Origin of the sequence: Candidatus Rickettsia kotlanii, from assembly GCA_030295365.1 — a bacterium.
Taxonomy (GTDB): domain Bacteria; phylum Pseudomonadota; class Alphaproteobacteria; order Rickettsiales; family Rickettsiaceae; genus Rickettsia; species Rickettsia kotlanii.
Genome location: AP027062.1, coordinates 1 through 15,000, shown reverse-complemented (window position 1 = coordinate 15,000; position 15,000 = coordinate 1). Strand labels below are relative to the sequence as shown.

Here is a 15,000-nt window from a genome sequence, read left to right as displayed (position 1 = left end):
TAAAGGACATATCGCAAATTGAGATTTCTGAGAGGTTATATATTGAAAATGAGGCGTTATATCTAACTATTACGGAACTCGTTAATAAAGAGCAAGAATTTTTTCCTGAAACACATTCTATAGTATTTATTTTGTATAAATGTTGTCTTATAACAATTCGTTACATAGAATTAATACCCTTTAATGACTGTATAAATAAATTTGCTAAGCAGCTTAATAACAAACATAATGCAGAAAATATTTTATTTATGTTACTTCGTAATATGGTAACAAGATTATCGAATATTGTACAGTCGATTAGTATAGATATTGATGATTATGGACGTTTAATACTTGATAATAATATTAATGGTCTGCGTATAGATCATACCAATGTATTAAAGAAAATAGGTCGAAAAGGTGATTTACTTTCTAAAAGCCGTGAGTGTTTATTTTAACTATGGTTATTCAATATATTTTAAAATCAATAACTCACAATAAAGCATCTAAGGATCTATTAGATACATTACTTCGAGACATAGACTCAGTAATTAATTTTTCACAATTTATATCTAGCGAGATTGCAAGAACCCTAGACGCAGCACTCGGTATGATTGCAATTAAACAAAATAATATTATTAAAATTTTCTCGTTGGTTACTCTCCAACCCACTTTAATAGCTAGTATTTACGGCATGAATTTTATCGTAATGCCTGAGCTTAAATCACCGTATGGTTATCCTATAGCCTTATTCTTAATGCTATTATCTACAATTATTACCTATAAATATTTTAAGAAATGGAAGTGGTTATAAGTTTTTATTGAGAATAGTTCGATAGAATTTTGCATAAAAATCAATGACCGTATTTTATAGTCAATTGATTTGGACTCACCTACATCATTACTAGTCACTTTCCTATTAGTTATAAGCTTCGTGCCTTGCTCCTTTTATGCAAATCTCATTGAATTATTATGAAGATGATAAGCACAAAAGCATAAATGAACTTGGAGTAATAAACGATACAAAAATAACTTATCTTCTTAATAAAAATTTTTAAAAATTACTTAAACTATTAATAAAATACCAACTCTATCTTGACTTTTATAAAAAAATTGCTCTAATGGATCAGAGTTTTTCTATAAACCTACTAATTTAGGTTTATGGGGAAAAATTGAATCGTATTTTATGCCTGAGCCTGCTTACTTATCAATGAGTATATTTTCTGATGAAAGTACAATCCCTGTGTTAGATATTACACTGCTTAATAAAATATACCACTGCAAATCAATGTAATATTGTTCATATACTTTCTGTCATTTAGGAGCCGCTCAACATCATTTAGATTGGATACAGGGCAATATGGTGTTATGCACTTAATAATAAGGTCAGTGATGCAAATATTATACGATTAGCTCAAAATAATTATGATGCTAGGATAAAAAATGACTCTTTATTGATTGAATATGTAAGAAATCATTTTCATTTATTAGTAGCATCAGCTTTTAGTATAAACTATAAATTAGACGATCAAATTTATAGTTTTTCTTTAAGTGCTAATAAAATTAAAAAGATGGAAAGCATAGCGGAGTTGTCGGCTTTGCTACATAAAGAATATAAAGCTTTTGTAAAATTTTATAAAAATATTCATTTGGAATATCATGAATCATATTCTGAAATATTTAACTTAAATATAAAAACAAAGCTGAAAGTATTAACATACGATGACTTAATCAGGGTATTTAGTAGAGCTTTCACTTTAGAAACGTATTATTTTAATAAATTTTCTCTAAGCAAGATAGAGACTATGTTAAATCAGAATGATACTAGTATAGGGGAACGCTATAGAGCAAAGGAATTTTGAACTATTAATTTGTTTACTTAATTATGGTACTACAAAATCTTAATCAAGCTATAGAGAAAGGCAATCTAGACATTCTAGATATTGTACTTAAGCATCCTACTATAGAAGAGGTAGGTGGCTCTAATATTTATACGGCAGAAGAGACGCATAATTTAGACGTTATCAAATTAGTAAAAAAATATTATAATTCTACTATAAATACTATTACGTCTAAAGAAAATACTATAGATACAACACCTACTGTAGTAGAAGTACCGGTATTAGGAGAGGGGCCAGAGGGAGTATAAGTAATAAAATTCAATATTATTCCCGTGGAAGGCTTGCTTGCATGAATATCCAAGTCGTCATTGCAAGCGACTAAAGGCTTTGTTGCATGGCTTGAAAAATACATTCCTGCGGAAGCGGGAATGACATAAAACGAGCCATGCAACAACGCAGCGACTGCAAGGAGCATGGCAATCTATAAAAAATATATAAATCAGAATTTTTTACTGGATTGCTTTGTCAAAATTTTCAATTTTTTCTTGCAATGACGGTAGAACCAAGCCACGCGAGTAATGCCAAGTTATTCAATAGACCTATCCGGAAACTCTACTTCTAGAGGTAATTTGTACATCGGTCGATCCGGTACTTGAGTCCTCACGTGCTCTTTTGTATGCTGTGGTTCTGCGTTCCGTGTCTCCTTCAAATTCCTATCTATAAGCGAGTTTCCGAATAGGTCTAAAAAAATCTAAATATTTCTTAGAATTACTTTACTTAATTCATAATTCAAGTGTGAGAAGTTTATCTTTTCAAATCCTTTTCTCGGAATAATAATCATTGCAAATTTTATAGCCTTAAAGCTAGAATCACTAACAATAATTCTAATTAGATGTCGTATACGCCTTTTAATTTTGTTGCGAACTACAGCTTTTTTATTTAACTTTCTGCTCACTTTAATTCCTAAAAAGGTGTTATATTTTGATTCAAGGAAGATTTCTGGAAGTTTTGTGGCGATTACCAAAATAAAATATCTCTCATGGAACTTCTTTCCAAGCTTATTTATGAGCTCAAATTCTTTTTGATTTTTTAAAGAGGTAATAGACAATTTGATAAATCAGATTATTTTAAGCAGATAATTTATGTTTACCTTTAGCACGACGTTTTCTTAAGATTGCTCTTCCGGTTGGAGTAGCCATTCTAGATCTAAAACCATGTCTTCTTTTTCTAACTAAATTGCTAGGTTGAAATGTACGTTTCATAATATTTATACCGAACGAAAATGAAATTAAATACTTAAATATGTGCTTTTGCTTTTTCTACGATACTTACAAATCCGTCACTGTTATTGACGGCAAGTTCTGCAAGTACTTTACGATCTATATCGATTTCTGCTTTTTTAAGAGCTCCCATAAACTGAGAATAAATAAGCCCATGTTCTCTTACTGCTGCATTTATTCTTTGAATCCATAAGCCTCTAAAATCACGTTTACGGTTTCTACGGTCTCTATAAGCATATTGGAGGGCTTTTTCTACTTTTTCAATAGCTACTCTAAAACAACTATTTGCTCTACCTCTATAGCCTTTGGCTAATTTAAGGATTTTTTTATGTCGATTTTTGGAAATTTTTCCTGATTTTGCACGTGTCATTGCTTTAGCTCCTAGTTAATTAATTTATACCGTACGGTAAAAAATATTTTTTAATATTATATCCGTCTTGAGGACAAAGTATTGTAGTTCCTCTAAGGTTACGAATTTGAGCTTTAGTACGACGACGCATGAAATGTTTTTTACCTGCTTGAGATGCAATAACCTTGCCGCTAGCAGTAAGTTTAAAACGTTTTTTTACGGCAGATTTTGTTTTTAATTTAGGCATATTGTTCCTTATAATTGGTATTTCTAGGTGTAAATGGTAAAACATTAGGCATACCAAAGCCACATTACCGATGAAACCCGGATAATAGTGTTTTTTATTAGTTATTGCAAGATTTTTTTATAAAAATGTACTATAATGTTTTTAATCAATCGATAATAATTTAAAAATGTTTGGACAAAATCCTAAAAGAAGCATATTAAACGGTAACGGTACTCAGTTAGAGGTACAGTCTATTTTTAAGACTATACAAGGGGAAGGCATTTTTGTAGGTTATCCTGCGATCTTTATTAGGCTTGGAGGATGTAATCTTGCTTGTAATTTTTGTGATACGGAGTTTGAAGATTTTGATTTAGTAGATATAGATAAAATTTTGAATAAAGTAGAAAGCCTAGCATTAAATTCTAAAAATGAAAAATCGATTGATTTAGTAGTAATAACTGGCGGTGAGCCGATGCGTCAACCTATAGAGTTATTATGTCAGCAGTTATTAGACCGAGGTGTTAAAGTTCAAATAGAGACTAACGGTACGTTATATCGTTCTTTGCCGAAAGAAGTGTCTATAATTTGTTCGCCGAAGGTCGGTAAAACCGGTTATAGTAAAATAAGAGAAGATTTATTGCCTAGAATTAGTGCGGTGAAGTTTATCGTTGCTAAAAATATTTTAGAATATAGCCTCATACCGGAAGTAGGGCAAACCTCTTATAATATACCGGTTTTTATTCAACCTATGGATCAAAACAACCAAAGACTTAATGGCGAAAATAATGAGTTAGCAATAAAATTAGCATTAGAAAGCGGTGCTAGATTATCTCTGCAAACTCATAAATTTTTAAATATCCCATAGATTTAGGTCGCCGTATGACCCCTTTTCATCATCTAATAATATTACTATTCTAACGTTACCATTGTCAGAATTAAAAGGGTAAAGCTCTTTAAAAATTTTAATTATATTTTCACCGGCTCCATCACTTTCAGAACGATATAATTTCCCTAATTATCTTTGTTGTTCTACAGAAGGGACAGGTAAGATAATTTTGTCAATATCTATGTTGTTTTTTGATGTTGATGTTATCATAGATTCAATTGAACTTTCGGTACAGAATTATTGAAGTTGTACTACATGTAATTACCTGCTTGTCATTGTCTAAATTAGAAACCTCCGCATTTTCTGCTTAATATATTAACTAAATCTAAGTGAATTTTGCATTCCGGTTCTTTAATTTTTAACAAGAGTATTGATGCATAAGAATCGTCATCTTCACTATCTTCACTCTCGCTGTCACTCCCAATATAGTCAGCGTCAGAAGAGTACATAATAGATTCAAGGAGAAAATCCTTATTATATCTATCCTTGGCAGCAATTTCTTCTCCACAGTTTGAGGGATTTGCAATACGCTTAGGTTGTATCTGTTTCATAATTTCCTTACAAAATAATTTCGGTTAGAACTAAATTTTTTTATCCAATAAATTAAAGAATTTTAGCTAAGGAATATATTACGCCTATATTCTAGTCAAAAATTAATTTACTTGAATTTTTAATTGTACTTAAGTATGATAATGAAGATTTATTATAAGTTAATATGGAGTAATAATGAGTGAAATATTAGAACTTGAAGCGGAGCCCCGTACGGAATTCGGTACGGGAGCAGCGAGAGCATTAAGAAGAGCAGGGCGTGTTCCGGCTATTATTTATGGAGCAGGTAAAACACCTGTTAGTATTTCTTTGGAAGAAAAGGAAATGACTAAATATTATAGAAAGCCGGCTTTTATCTCGCAGTTAATTAATTTAACAATTGATAAGAAAAAATATAAAGTATTACCGAAGGCTGTAGAATTACATCCTGTTACGGATATAGTACGCCATGTTGATTTTGTCTTTTTAGAAGAGAAAACCCAAAAAATGGAAGTACCTGTAGTATATGAAGGGAAAGAAAGAGCTTTAGGCGTTAAAAGAGGTGGATACTTTAATATAGTAAAAAGAAGAGTTACTTTATTATGTGATGTTAATAATATCCCAAGAAACGTAACTATAGATGTTACTAATATGCCTATGGCTACTTCGCTAAAGTCGTCAAAAATAGAATTACCGAAAGGATGTAGTTTTGTTACAAAAAAAGAATTTGTCCTTGCAACTATTATAGGACGTAGAGGAGCAAAAACTGAAGCTGAAGGGGAACAACAAGCTGTTGAAGCAGGGAAGTAAGATCATTTTCACGATAAGATACTTAAATCCTTATTGTGAAGATTCGTAGGCGTTGTTGTTTGGTTCGTTTTATGCCATTCCTAGCTAGAAGCGGGAATCTGGTAATCTTTAATTGTTATACTGCGAGCTTGTAGCGGTATCCAGTCTTTGTTAATTTTTTTTCTGGATCCCATGTCAAACTACGGTATGACATTGAGTAGGTTTGTCAAGCCACGTAATAATGCTGAGCTAAGAATGACATTATTCTGTACTTCTTGCAAATCAATATTCCTTCAAAAATTTTCTATTACTATTTTATTAGGTAAATTATTATGATTCTTGTTATTGGTCTTGGTAATCCAGGACAAGAGTATCAATATACGAGGCATAATATCGGCTTTGTTGCTATAGAGAAAATAGTAAACCAATATAATTCATCATTTAATACAAAGAAAAAATTCAATTGTGAAATTGCTGAAACTATTAGTGATAGACAAAAGATTATTTTTATAAAGCCCACCACCTATATGAACTTGTCCGGTAAGTCAGTGATATCGGTGAAAACATATTATAATATCCACCCCGCAAAAATCTTTGTTATTCATGATGATATTGATTTAGAAACAGGTAGAATAAAATTTAAAACCGATGGCGGTAATGGCGGGCATAATGGTTTAAAGTCGATTGATTGGGTTATAGGTAATAATTATAACCGGATTAGGATTGGAGTCGGTAGACCACAAAATAATCAGGATGTAGCAAATTACGTACTTAATAATTTCTCTAAACCGGAGTATGAAAGAGTAATGCAAGCTATAGATAGCATCACTAGTAACTTTGGTTTAATATTAGAGAATAAGTTAGAAGAATTTAAGAATAAGATAGCTTGATATATTTAATGTTATCCCTACGATTTGATTGGTGTTGCTGTGTGGATACCAACTCGTCATTGCGAGGAAAAACTATAAGTTTTGACGCAGCAATCTCAGGAATTCTATACTACTTCATGAGATTGTCACGTCGATGCTACGCATCTCCTCGCAATGATGGGAAAACGATATTAAAACTAAACAGCAAAGATTTATAGCACAAAATTTTGGAATTGTTTATGCTGATGAAATGGATAGAACTCATAGAACTATAATAATTGAGGCTTTGAACAAAGATGCTAGAGAACAAAAGGGGGGAGTAGGAGATATTGAATCTTTTTCATTTTCCTGTTTAGATCAGGATAAAAATTTTGTTGTAGGAATTAGCGGCATGAGTTCTTGGGGGGGGGACATTGATTTACTCTTTGTTAATGAAAATATAAGAAACTAAAATTATGGTACTGTAGTACTGTACTAATGCAAAAGGCTGAGGATTTAGCATGTGAACAAGGCTGTAATTTTATTCATTTTGTTACTATAGACTTCCAAGCAAAATCGTTTTATGAGAAACTGGGGTATAAAATTGAATTTGCTATGCACGGTTACGAAAAAGATTCAATAATGTATTATTTATGGAAAAACTTTATGACACTAAAACTCGGAATTGTTGGGTTGCCGAATGTCGGTAAGTCGACGTTATTTAATGCCTTAACGGCAAGTCAGGCTGCAGATGTCGCTAATTATCCGTTTTGTACTATTGAGCCTAATAGCAGTAAAGTTTTAGTGCCTGATGCGCGTTTGCATAAACTAGCAAGTTTAGCCGGAAGCGGTAAAATTATTCCGTCTTATATTGAGTTTGTCGATATTGCAGGGCTTGTTAAAGGAGCAAGCAAAGGGGGGGGGCTAGGTAATAAGTTCTTATCTCATATCAGGGAAGTCGATGCAATACTGCACGTACTACGTTGTTTTGAAGATGATGATATAACGCACGTACATAACAAAGTTGATCCGCTGCATGACCTCGAGATTATTGAAACGGAATTAATACTTGCCGATATAGAATTGGTTGGAAAGCGTTTAGCTACAAGTGAAAAACGCTTGAAGTCAGGCGATAAAGCAATGGCAGAGCAGATAGAGCTGTTAAAAGAGGTTTATAAGGTATTAGGTGAGGATAAACCTGCAAGAGTGCTAAATGAAGCTTTAGGAGTTGATAATTTAAAACAATTGCAGTTAATTACCTCTAAGCCCATTTTATATATATGTAACGTACTTGAAAAAGATGCAGCTATAGGTAATGAATTTACAAAATTAGTAGTGGAAAGAGCAAAGAAAGAAAATGTTAAAAGTGTTGTAATTTCTTCAAAAATAGAAGCTGAAATTGCTTTACTTGAAAGCATGGAAGAAAAGGAAGAGTTTTTAAAATTTATAGGTTTAGACGAAACAGGGCTTAGTAAAGTCATTAAAGAGGGGTATAATCTTTTAAACCTTAAAAGCTTTTTTACTATAGGACCAAAGGAAGCCCATAGCTGGACTTTTAAAGACGGCACACTTGCACCGGCTGCTGCCGGTATTATCCATACTGATTTTGAAAAAGGTTTTATCAGAGTGGAAGTTATCGGCTATAAAGATTACATAAATCTCGGTAGTGAAGCAAAAGCCAAGGAAGTAGGTAAAATGCGTTTAGAGGGTAAAGAATATAAAATGCAGGATGGGGATATAGTACGTTTTAGATTTAACGTTTAAATAATGATCAGCTATGAAAACAATTTGACCAAAACGGTCTTTTGAAGATAGGCTTGATTATATAGTGCAGCAAATTTTGGCTGTTGCCAAGGATAAAATTGCCCTGATTATCTTGTATGGCTCGTATGCTAGAGATGAGTGGGTTAAAGATATGTATATAGAAGATCATATTACTTATAATTATATAAGTGATTTTGACTTTTTAGTAGAAAAAAAGGTGAATTTAGGGAGTATGCTACTTTAAGGGTAGAATCTAAGATAGAAAAAAGGTCAGAACAAACAGGATTAAGAAAAGCCGAAGTTTTTTCGCTAGAACCTTGGATATCTATAAATATGCGAATCTATAAGTGAGGTAAATGACAAGCTTGAAAAAGGGCGTTATTTTTATACCGACATTAAGAATGAAGGTATTCTTTTTATGATAGTGGTGAGCAGTTTTCTCGAGCTAAAAATTTGCTTTGGAGTGAAGTAAAAGAAATGGCTAAAGAAGATTATGAATACTGGTTTTGGTAGAGGCAAGAGTTTTTTTATTGATTGTAAATACCCATTAGAAAGAGGTGATTTTAGTGAAAGTGCTTTTGAGCTGCATCAAGCCACTGAAAGTGTTTACAGTAACATTTTATTAGTTTTTGTCTGTTACAAACCAAAGTTACACAATATAAGAAAGCTAGGTGGATATTGCGCAAATTATAATGTTGAACTACTTAAAGTATTTCTGCACTCGTCTCCTGAACAAAAAGAGTGTTTTGAATTACTAGAAAAAGCTTATGTTGATGCAAGATATGATAAAAATTATAGAATTAGCAGAGGGCAGTTACTTTACTTGATTGAGAGAGTAGAAAGATTAAAAATGATAACGGAAAAATTTTGTTTGGAGCGGATTAATCGATAAAACTCGATAAATCAAAATAAAAAATCATTTATGAAAATTATTGCGAAGATTCCGGCATGGATGCTTCTATGCTTCTTTATTTTATCACCGACTACGGAAACAATTTATACTTCAGGATTACCAAGTTTAACCAAATATTTCGGTATTGACAGCGGTCTCACTCAAATTACATCTACATTATATTTTCTAGGGTTTGCTCTTGGTATATTATCATTCGGCAGGTTATCGGATATTTACGGCAGGAGACCTATAGCTTTATTAGGGCTTTTTATTTATGTTGTATCTTCAATTGTTAGCATTTTTGCAGTTAATATAGAAATGCTGATGATAGCTCGTTTTGTGCAAGCTTTCGGTGTAAGTGTAGGTTCTGTTATTGGGCAGGCTATGGCTAGAGACTCCTATCAAGGTTCAGAGTTATCATATGTTTATGCTAACTTATCTCCGTGGCTATTATTGATTCCTTCTCTAGGTTCATCTATAGGGGGCTATATTATAGAATATTCAAGCTGGCATTATGCCTTTGTATTTTTTAGCCTTACCGGCACTATATTATTAGCTTTATATTATAAAGTTTTACCTGAAACAAATTCTTATATAGATTTTTCCCAAAGCAGTAAATATTTTGAGGTTTTGCAGGTAATTATTAAAGATAAAATTCTTTGGTTATATGCTTTTATCATCGGTGCATTTAACGGCATATATTACAGTTTTTTCATAGAAGCTCCTTTTATTTTTATTGATAAAATGAAAGTTTTGCCATCTTTTTACGGTAAATTAGTGTTTTTGTTATCTTTTGCCGCTATCTTTGGAGGCTTTTTAATAAAAAAACGCCATGTACACGATAAAAAAGTTATGGGTTTAGGATTTATTGTTAGTTTGTGTGGTTGTATATTATTTGCGGTAAATACTTTTATATTAGAAGTTATTTCAATGAGTCATAATCTTGCAATCGCTATGATATTTGCACCGATGATGATTCATATGGTTGGGCATAATCTACTTATCCCTATGACGCTTCGTTATGCACTGAAGGATTATGCTCAAGTAACAGGTACAGCAGGATCTATATTTGGTGCAATATACTACGTAGTTATCGCTGCTGTAACTTATTTGGTTTCTAAAATACACAGCGCAACGATAAGCAATTTTGCTTTATTATGCTTCGTTTTAAGTATTAGCTCTGCTATTTCGTTTTACTGTATTTGGATTTTATATAAGAAAAAGTCAAGTATTCCTAACTAAAAATAGGTACCGTCATTGTAAGCAGCTGCGGGTGTTGTTGTATGGCTTCGAAGAAAGTGTTCGATGTCATTCCTGCAAAAGCAGGAACTCAGGGTAAAGAGAGATAAATCGAGCATTTAGTTTTAAAAGTCTAGCAATTTATACTTTTTTGACTGGATTCTGACCTACACGGGAATGACATTAAGAAAGTTAGAGATAACCTGGTATATCTGTATGCTCTTCACCCTCAAGAGTCATATCCTCTTTTAAGGCTTCCATACTACAGCTACTAAATACATCAAGGTTATTCTGCTCGGCTTGCCATTTTAAGCTAGCTTCTTTAAAACTAACAATGCCGTCTTCAATTTCTGCTAACGTCAAATTTTTTATTTCGTGTAAAAAATTCTCTATATCTGCTTTTGCTTCTGGATTTTTTTCGATGAATGGATTAAAAAACTCCTTGATACCTGCTAATAATTCTTCTTTTCCAGGTTCTATATCTTTAGAATCTAGAGCTTGAGCTATCGGTGTATTAACTGCATCCTCGTTGTTTGTTATATCCTGGCCCTTTTCAAAACTTTTATCAAGTGCGTTATTAGAAGTATTAATATGGAATAACTCTTTATAAAAATCATTCATAACAATTTTGTCGTTAGGGTTATTTGCATTATAGTTATTTATTATTTTATCAATAGCTTCTTTAAACTTTTCATTATAAGGTGTCTTTCTAAAAGTAGAGCTTTCATATATAGATTTTTTAGCAAATTCTTTTAGTGCTTGCAGATTTTCAGTACTAGAATCACTCATCTCAGCATGTTTTATCGGGATATAAGTAGCTATTTCTATTAATTTACTACCAAAAATGCTTTGAGCGGTTATTTCATCAGCTTGTTGTGTTGCTGCTAATATTTTACTAGGCATATTATTTTTTAATAGTTCTATTATGCCTCCGCCGCAACAAATAGTTTGGTAATCATCATTATTTTCTTCTTTTAATGACAAATACACAGCGTTGTCTATGTGATAGTTATTGTCCTTTAATAATTGCCATGTTTGTAAGGTTGGATCATTAGCATATACTCCACCATCAATAATTTTATGTAATTTAGTATTGGTTATATTACGGAAATTGTGGCTAGGGAAGTATCCAGGTGCTGCAGTGATGCCTTGTACTATATCTGAAAGGTAATAATTATTCTCTTCACTTTGTCTAGCCTCTATAGTAGAAAAGGTCATAAGAGGATTTTGTTTATTATTTAGATCATAACCTGTAACTACAACATCACCGATTAAATCCTTGAGGGTATAATCCTTACAATGTTCTTTCAATAAATTTACTAATGGTTCAGGAGAAAATTTATGGCTGAATAAGCCATTAAAACTCCACAATTTTCTCAAAGTTAACCCTGCCGGAAAAATATCATGTGCCATTTCTTCAAACAGTTTTTGAGCTTGCTCTGCACTGAATAAAGGTTTCCCGGGATTATTAGGATCCGGTAAATTAAGCAAAATAGGAATAAGTCCTCCAACACTGGTCCCTCCAGTAAAATCGAATATCTCACAAGTAGGCTTACCGGTTATTTGCTCCATTATTTTTAATTTTTCTAAATGGATATTCCCTTTTACTCCACCGCCTTCAAATAGTGCTAAGCTAACATTATTATTGTTTGTATGTACCATAACCACCTCTTAATAAATACTTAAAGAGGGCAAAGTACAATAAAAATGAACTTCTGTCAATAAGCTTATCTGTATAACCTGAACAAAATTTAACTGCTTTAATTCTTAAAGTAAACAATATAGAAGAATGCAATTTAAAGCTTACAAAAACTAAACTGCTTAAAAAAAGGATTTTTCTCAAGATTTAAAGGATTTAATTGAAATAACCTACTTGGAATTTACTAAAAACTTAAAAAATATTGAAGGGTTTTTAGCTCAAAAACAAGCATCTCTCAAGAAAGAAATAAAAAAATTCTACCTGAAATACAAATTTTATGTGCTAAAATAAAAGAATGGTATGATATTGATGCACCTGAATATGCTAAGAATGTATTACAATTTAATAAAACTATTTCTCCTACCTCGTCTCAAAAGAGATTAAAACTTTCCTTTTCTAAAAGAAAAGATAGATAATAACCAAACTTTGGATACAACTGATATAGACAATAGTATGAAAGAATATTTTAAACTAATTGGAGAACATACTAATACTATATATGATTAAAAACAGATATTATGGTCTTTTTGAGGTCCTAGCACTTGGTAGCTAAGAGTAAATGCATCAGTATTTAAAAATACATAGGTAGCATTATATTGATCTTTACCACATCGATGGCTGCCTGTAGCTTGTATACTCAAATGATTTGAAGCATTGTTTCTGCAAAACTTCGGAGGATGCGTATGCTCACTTATTAAGTATAGACTGTGCGTACTCGCTCCTCGTTTTACATTCCAATTCTCCAAATCATTTGAGTATACCCTGTCTGCATCAATAAATTTTAATTGATAAAATAAGCTCTTTTCAGGAGCAATAAAATATTTTGTAATATTACTATTCTTAAAAATATATCTATATTCTTGATTAGCGTGGATTTGATAATCGTAGTCGTGATAGTAAATTTGTAATTCCTCTTTATAGATTAATTTATTTAAACTTTTAAGTAAGAAATATACTCCCTTCCTCACCATAACCATAGTTATCTATAATTCTGTTAATTCGGTATTTTCCGGAGAATCTTGAAAAATTTTCTTTTACTGAATCATTTTTTGAGAGCATTTGATATATATCTATGTCATTCCTGCGAGGTTTTGGCTTTATTGTATGGCTGTTTATGTTATTCCCACGAAAGCGGGAATTCAGTAATTTAAAGGTTATACACAATAAGTTTGTACAATTAAAAGCTCGATTTATTTTGCTTTACCCGGGATTCCCACTTTCGCGGGGATGACATCGAGTCGGTTTTTCGGACCATACAATAAAGTCAGCTTGACCACGGTATGACATTTTAGTTCTGCAATATTTTCATTAGCAAATTAATCTCTTCGCGCAATTCTATATCGTTTTCCAGTAATTCTTCTACTTTCTTAATAGCATGCATAACCGTTGTGTGGTCTTTTTTCCCAAATTTTTTACCGATATCTGCAAGACTTTTCGGTGTTAATGCTTTACTAAGATACATAGCTATTTGACGCGGTCTTGCAACTTCTCGTAATCTTCGTGATGAAGACATATCGGATAACTTAATATTATAACGGCTAGCTACCTTTTTTTGAATATCTTCAACGGTAATTATTCTTTCATTAGAACGCAGTAAATCCCGCAAAATATTTTGTGTGTTTTCGAGTGTAATTTCTTTTAAAGTAAAATTAGAATGAGCAATTACCTTATTTAAAGCTCCTTCAAGTTCTCTAACGTTTGAAACGATTTTAGATGCTAAAAAATTAATTACGTCTTTTGGTATTTTAACGTTCATCTGCTCAATCTTAGATTCTAGAATACCGAGTCGTAGCTCATAAGTAGTACTATGAACATCGGCAACTAAGCCCCATCCAAGACGAGATTTTATCCGATCTTCAATATTATCTAAATCTGAAGGTGATCTATCACAAGAAATAACCATTTGACGGTTATTATCAATCAATGTATTAAAAGTATGGAAAAATTCTTCTTGCGTACTATCTTTACCGCAAATAAATTGGATATCATCAATCATTAACACGTCAACCGAACGAAATTTCTCTTTAAACGAGATTACTTCTTTGTTACGCAGAGCTTTAACAAACTGATACATAAATTTTTCTGCTGACATGTATATCACTTTGCGGCTTGGGTTATTCTGCTTGATGTACCAACCGATTGCATGCATTAAATGAGTTTTACCAAGCCCTACACCGCCATATAGAAAAAGCGGATTAGACTCAGAAACCGCACCTGATGATTCCGCAACCGCTCTTGCTGCTGCATAAGCTAGCTCATTTGGGGCTCCAACCACAAAATTATCGAAAGTAAAACGTACGTCAAGGGTTGAAAAGATATTTTCCGAATTAAGCTCACTGCTGCCGATATCGGCAAAAGTCTTAGTAGGTAATTCTGTAACTGTTTGGTTTGTTCCAGGTAACTCTTTAGTAATTATTTCAATTGACTTAATGGTATTATTATAATGTTGAAATAGTTGCAATATGACCATAGAGTACTTGGATTTTATCCAATCTCTAACAAAGTTAGTAGGGGCACAAAGAATAACGGTATTTAATGAAAACTCTATAAAATTGACTTTACTAAACCAACTATTATATAGAGTTTCACCGTAATGATTGTAAAGATCTTGAGCCACGTGACTCCAAACATTTACATAATTATTACCTTGATCCGTTAAAATTATTTGATTAGTACTCAC

General features: G+C 32.2%; 15 protein-coding genes and 4 pseudogenes (1 of these 19 only partly in view). 11 read left to right on the top strand and 8 right to left on the bottom strand.

The window, feature by feature from the left end; translation table 11 throughout:
• A pseudogene (locus QUD19_RS00095) lies at positions 1-793 on the top strand (magnesium transporter CorA family protein); it begins 151 nt to the left of the window's first position.
• A 303-nt stretch (positions 794-1,096) separates the two neighbouring features.
• Positions 1,097-2,128, top strand: a pseudogene (locus QUD19_RS00090) (hypothetical protein); the annotation flags it as partial.
• 443 nt (positions 2,129-2,571) lie between these two features.
• On the opposite strand, the gene rnpA reads toward QUD19_RS00090, so the two are convergent.
• Genes rnpA through rpmI form a run of 4 tightly spaced genes read right to left on the bottom strand, consistent with a single transcriptional unit; the run spans position 2,572 to position 3,696 of the window.
• A complete protein-coding gene (gene rnpA / locus QUD19_RS00085) occupies positions 2,572-2,928 on the bottom strand; it encodes a ribonuclease P protein component (protein ID WP_498808109.1) in 357 nt (118 codons plus the stop codon).
• A 19-nt stretch (positions 2,929-2,947) separates the two neighbouring features.
• The gene (rpmH, locus tag QUD19_RS00080) at positions 2,948-3,082 is read right to left on the bottom strand and encodes a 50S ribosomal protein L34 (protein WP_498808108.1); all 135 of its coding nucleotides are present in this window, start codon (positions 3,080-3,082) and stop codon (positions 2,948-2,950) included.
• Between the two features lie 34 nt (positions 3,083-3,116).
• On the bottom strand, positions 3,117-3,470 hold the full coding sequence (gene rplT / locus QUD19_RS00075) for a 50S ribosomal protein L20 (RefSeq protein ID WP_498808107.1): 354 nt from the start codon (positions 3,468-3,470) through the stop codon (positions 3,117-3,119).
• Positions 3,471-3,489: 19 nt separating this feature from the next.
• Positions 3,490-3,696: a 50S ribosomal protein L35 gene (gene rpmI / locus QUD19_RS00070; RefSeq protein WP_004997924.1), complete on the bottom strand. Its 207-nt coding sequence runs from the start codon at positions 3,694-3,696 to the stop codon at positions 3,490-3,492.
• Between the two features lie 166 nt (positions 3,697-3,862).
• Between rpmI and QUD19_RS00065 the strand changes: the two genes are divergently transcribed.
• A complete protein-coding gene (locus QUD19_RS00065; protein ID WP_498808106.1) occupies positions 3,863-4,540 on the top strand; it encodes a 7-carboxy-7-deazaguanine synthase QueE in 678 nt (225 codons plus the stop codon).
• 305 nt (positions 4,541-4,845) lie between these two features.
• Here QUD19_RS00065 and QUD19_RS00060 read toward each other — a convergent pair whose 3' ends face one another.
• Positions 4,846-5,112, bottom strand: a complete 267-nt coding sequence (locus QUD19_RS00060; RefSeq protein WP_498808105.1) for a hypothetical protein — start codon at positions 5,110-5,112, stop codon at positions 4,846-4,848.
• Positions 5,113-5,287: 175 nt separating this feature from the next.
• Between QUD19_RS00060 and QUD19_RS00055 the strand changes: the two genes are divergently transcribed.
• The 8 genes and pseudogenes from QUD19_RS00055 to QUD19_RS00020 all read left to right on the top strand — a co-directional run bounded on the left by QUD19_RS00055 (position 5,288) and on the right by QUD19_RS00020 (position 10,624).
• A complete protein-coding gene (locus QUD19_RS00055) occupies positions 5,288-5,899 on the top strand; it encodes a 50S ribosomal protein L25/general stress protein Ctc (RefSeq protein WP_498808104.1) in 612 nt (203 codons plus the stop codon).
• 311 nt (positions 5,900-6,210) lie between these two features.
• Positions 6,211-6,768 carry an aminoacyl-tRNA hydrolase gene (gene pth, locus QUD19_RS00050; RefSeq protein ID WP_498808103.1) on the top strand — a complete coding sequence of 186 codons (558 nt, stop codon included), beginning with the start codon at positions 6,211-6,213 and terminating at the stop codon, positions 6,766-6,768.
• 193 nt (positions 6,769-6,961) lie between these two features.
• Positions 6,962-7,190: pseudogene (locus QUD19_RS00045) on the top strand (acetyltransferase).
• A gap of 34 nt (positions 7,191-7,224) precedes the next feature.
• A pseudogene (locus QUD19_RS00040) lies at positions 7,225-7,389 on the top strand (GNAT family N-acetyltransferase); the annotation flags it as partial.
• A gap of 3 nt (positions 7,390-7,392) precedes the next feature.
• Entirely contained in the window at positions 7,393-8,490 is a 1,098-nt protein-coding gene (gene ychF, locus QUD19_RS00035) for a redox-regulated ATPase YchF (RefSeq protein WP_498808708.1), read from the top strand.
• Between the two features lie 76 nt (positions 8,491-8,566).
• Entirely contained in the window at positions 8,567-8,734 is a 168-nt protein-coding gene (locus tag QUD19_RS00030) for a nucleotidyltransferase domain-containing protein (RefSeq protein WP_498808707.1), read from the top strand.
• A 249-nt stretch (positions 8,735-8,983) separates the two neighbouring features.
• Positions 8,984-9,382 (top strand): HEPN domain-containing protein, encoded by a 399-nt coding sequence (locus QUD19_RS00025; RefSeq protein ID WP_498808102.1) that lies wholly within the window; start codon positions 8,984-8,986, stop codon positions 9,380-9,382.
• Between the two features lie 30 nt (positions 9,383-9,412).
• A complete protein-coding gene (locus QUD19_RS00020) occupies positions 9,413-10,624 on the top strand; it encodes a Bcr/CflA family efflux MFS transporter (RefSeq protein WP_498808101.1) in 1,212 nt (403 codons plus the stop codon).
• A 189-nt stretch (positions 10,625-10,813) separates the two neighbouring features.
• Here QUD19_RS00020 and QUD19_RS00015 read toward each other — a convergent pair whose 3' ends face one another.
• The 3 genes from QUD19_RS00015 to dnaA all read right to left on the bottom strand — a co-directional run bounded on the left by QUD19_RS00015 (position 10,814) and on the right by dnaA (position 15,000).
• Positions 10,814-12,283 carry a patatin-like phospholipase family protein gene (locus tag QUD19_RS00015; RefSeq protein WP_498808100.1) on the bottom strand — a complete coding sequence of 490 codons (1,470 nt, stop codon included), beginning with the start codon at positions 12,281-12,283 and terminating at the stop codon, positions 10,814-10,816.
• A 540-nt stretch (positions 12,284-12,823) separates the two neighbouring features.
• On the bottom strand, positions 12,824-13,297 hold the full coding sequence (locus QUD19_RS00010) for a DUF6314 family protein (protein WP_498808099.1): 474 nt from the start codon (positions 13,295-13,297) through the stop codon (positions 12,824-12,826).
• Positions 13,298-13,608: 311 nt separating this feature from the next.
• Complete coding sequence (gene dnaA / locus QUD19_RS00005; protein WP_498808098.1) at positions 13,609-15,000, bottom strand: chromosomal replication initiator protein DnaA; 1,392 nt, start codon at positions 14,998-15,000, stop codon at positions 13,609-13,611.

Bases quoted from the DNA above. Each gene is read 5' to 3' on its own strand.
- QUD19_RS00020 (WP_498808101.1), top strand. From the start codon at position 9,413: ATGAAAATTATTGCGAAGATTCCGGCATGGATGCTTCTATGCTTCTTT.
- ychF (WP_498808708.1), top strand. From the start codon at position 7,393: ATGACACTAAAACTCGGAATTGTTGGGTTGCCGAATGTCGGTAAGTCG.
- QUD19_RS00010 (WP_498808099.1), bottom strand. From the start codon at position 13,297: ATGGTTATGGTGAGGAAGGGAGTATATTTCTTACTTAAAAGTTTAAAT.
- pth (WP_498808103.1), top strand. From the start codon at position 6,211: ATGATTCTTGTTATTGGTCTTGGTAATCCAGGACAAGAGTATCAATAT.
- rpmH (WP_498808108.1), bottom strand. From the start codon at position 3,082: ATGAAACGTACATTTCAACCTAGCAATTTAGTTAGAAAAAGAAGACAT.
- rpmI (WP_004997924.1), bottom strand. From the start codon at position 3,696: ATGCCTAAATTAAAAACAAAATCTGCCGTAAAAAAACGTTTTAAACTT.
- QUD19_RS00055 (WP_498808104.1), top strand. From the start codon at position 5,288: ATGAGTGAAATATTAGAACTTGAAGCGGAGCCCCGTACGGAATTCGGT.
- QUD19_RS00015 (WP_498808100.1), bottom strand. From the start codon at position 12,283: ATGGTACATACAAACAATAATAATGTTAGCTTAGCACTATTTGAAGGC.
- QUD19_RS00025 (WP_498808102.1), top strand. From the start codon at position 8,984: ATGAATACTGGTTTTGGTAGAGGCAAGAGTTTTTTTATTGATTGTAAA.
- rplT (WP_498808107.1), bottom strand. From the start codon at position 3,470: ATGACACGTGCAAAATCAGGAAAAATTTCCAAAAATCGACATAAAAAA.
- QUD19_RS00065 (WP_498808106.1), top strand. From the start codon at position 3,863: ATGTTTGGACAAAATCCTAAAAGAAGCATATTAAACGGTAACGGTACT.
- QUD19_RS00060 (WP_498808105.1), bottom strand. From the start codon at position 5,112: ATGAAACAGATACAACCTAAGCGTATTGCAAATCCCTCAAACTGTGGA.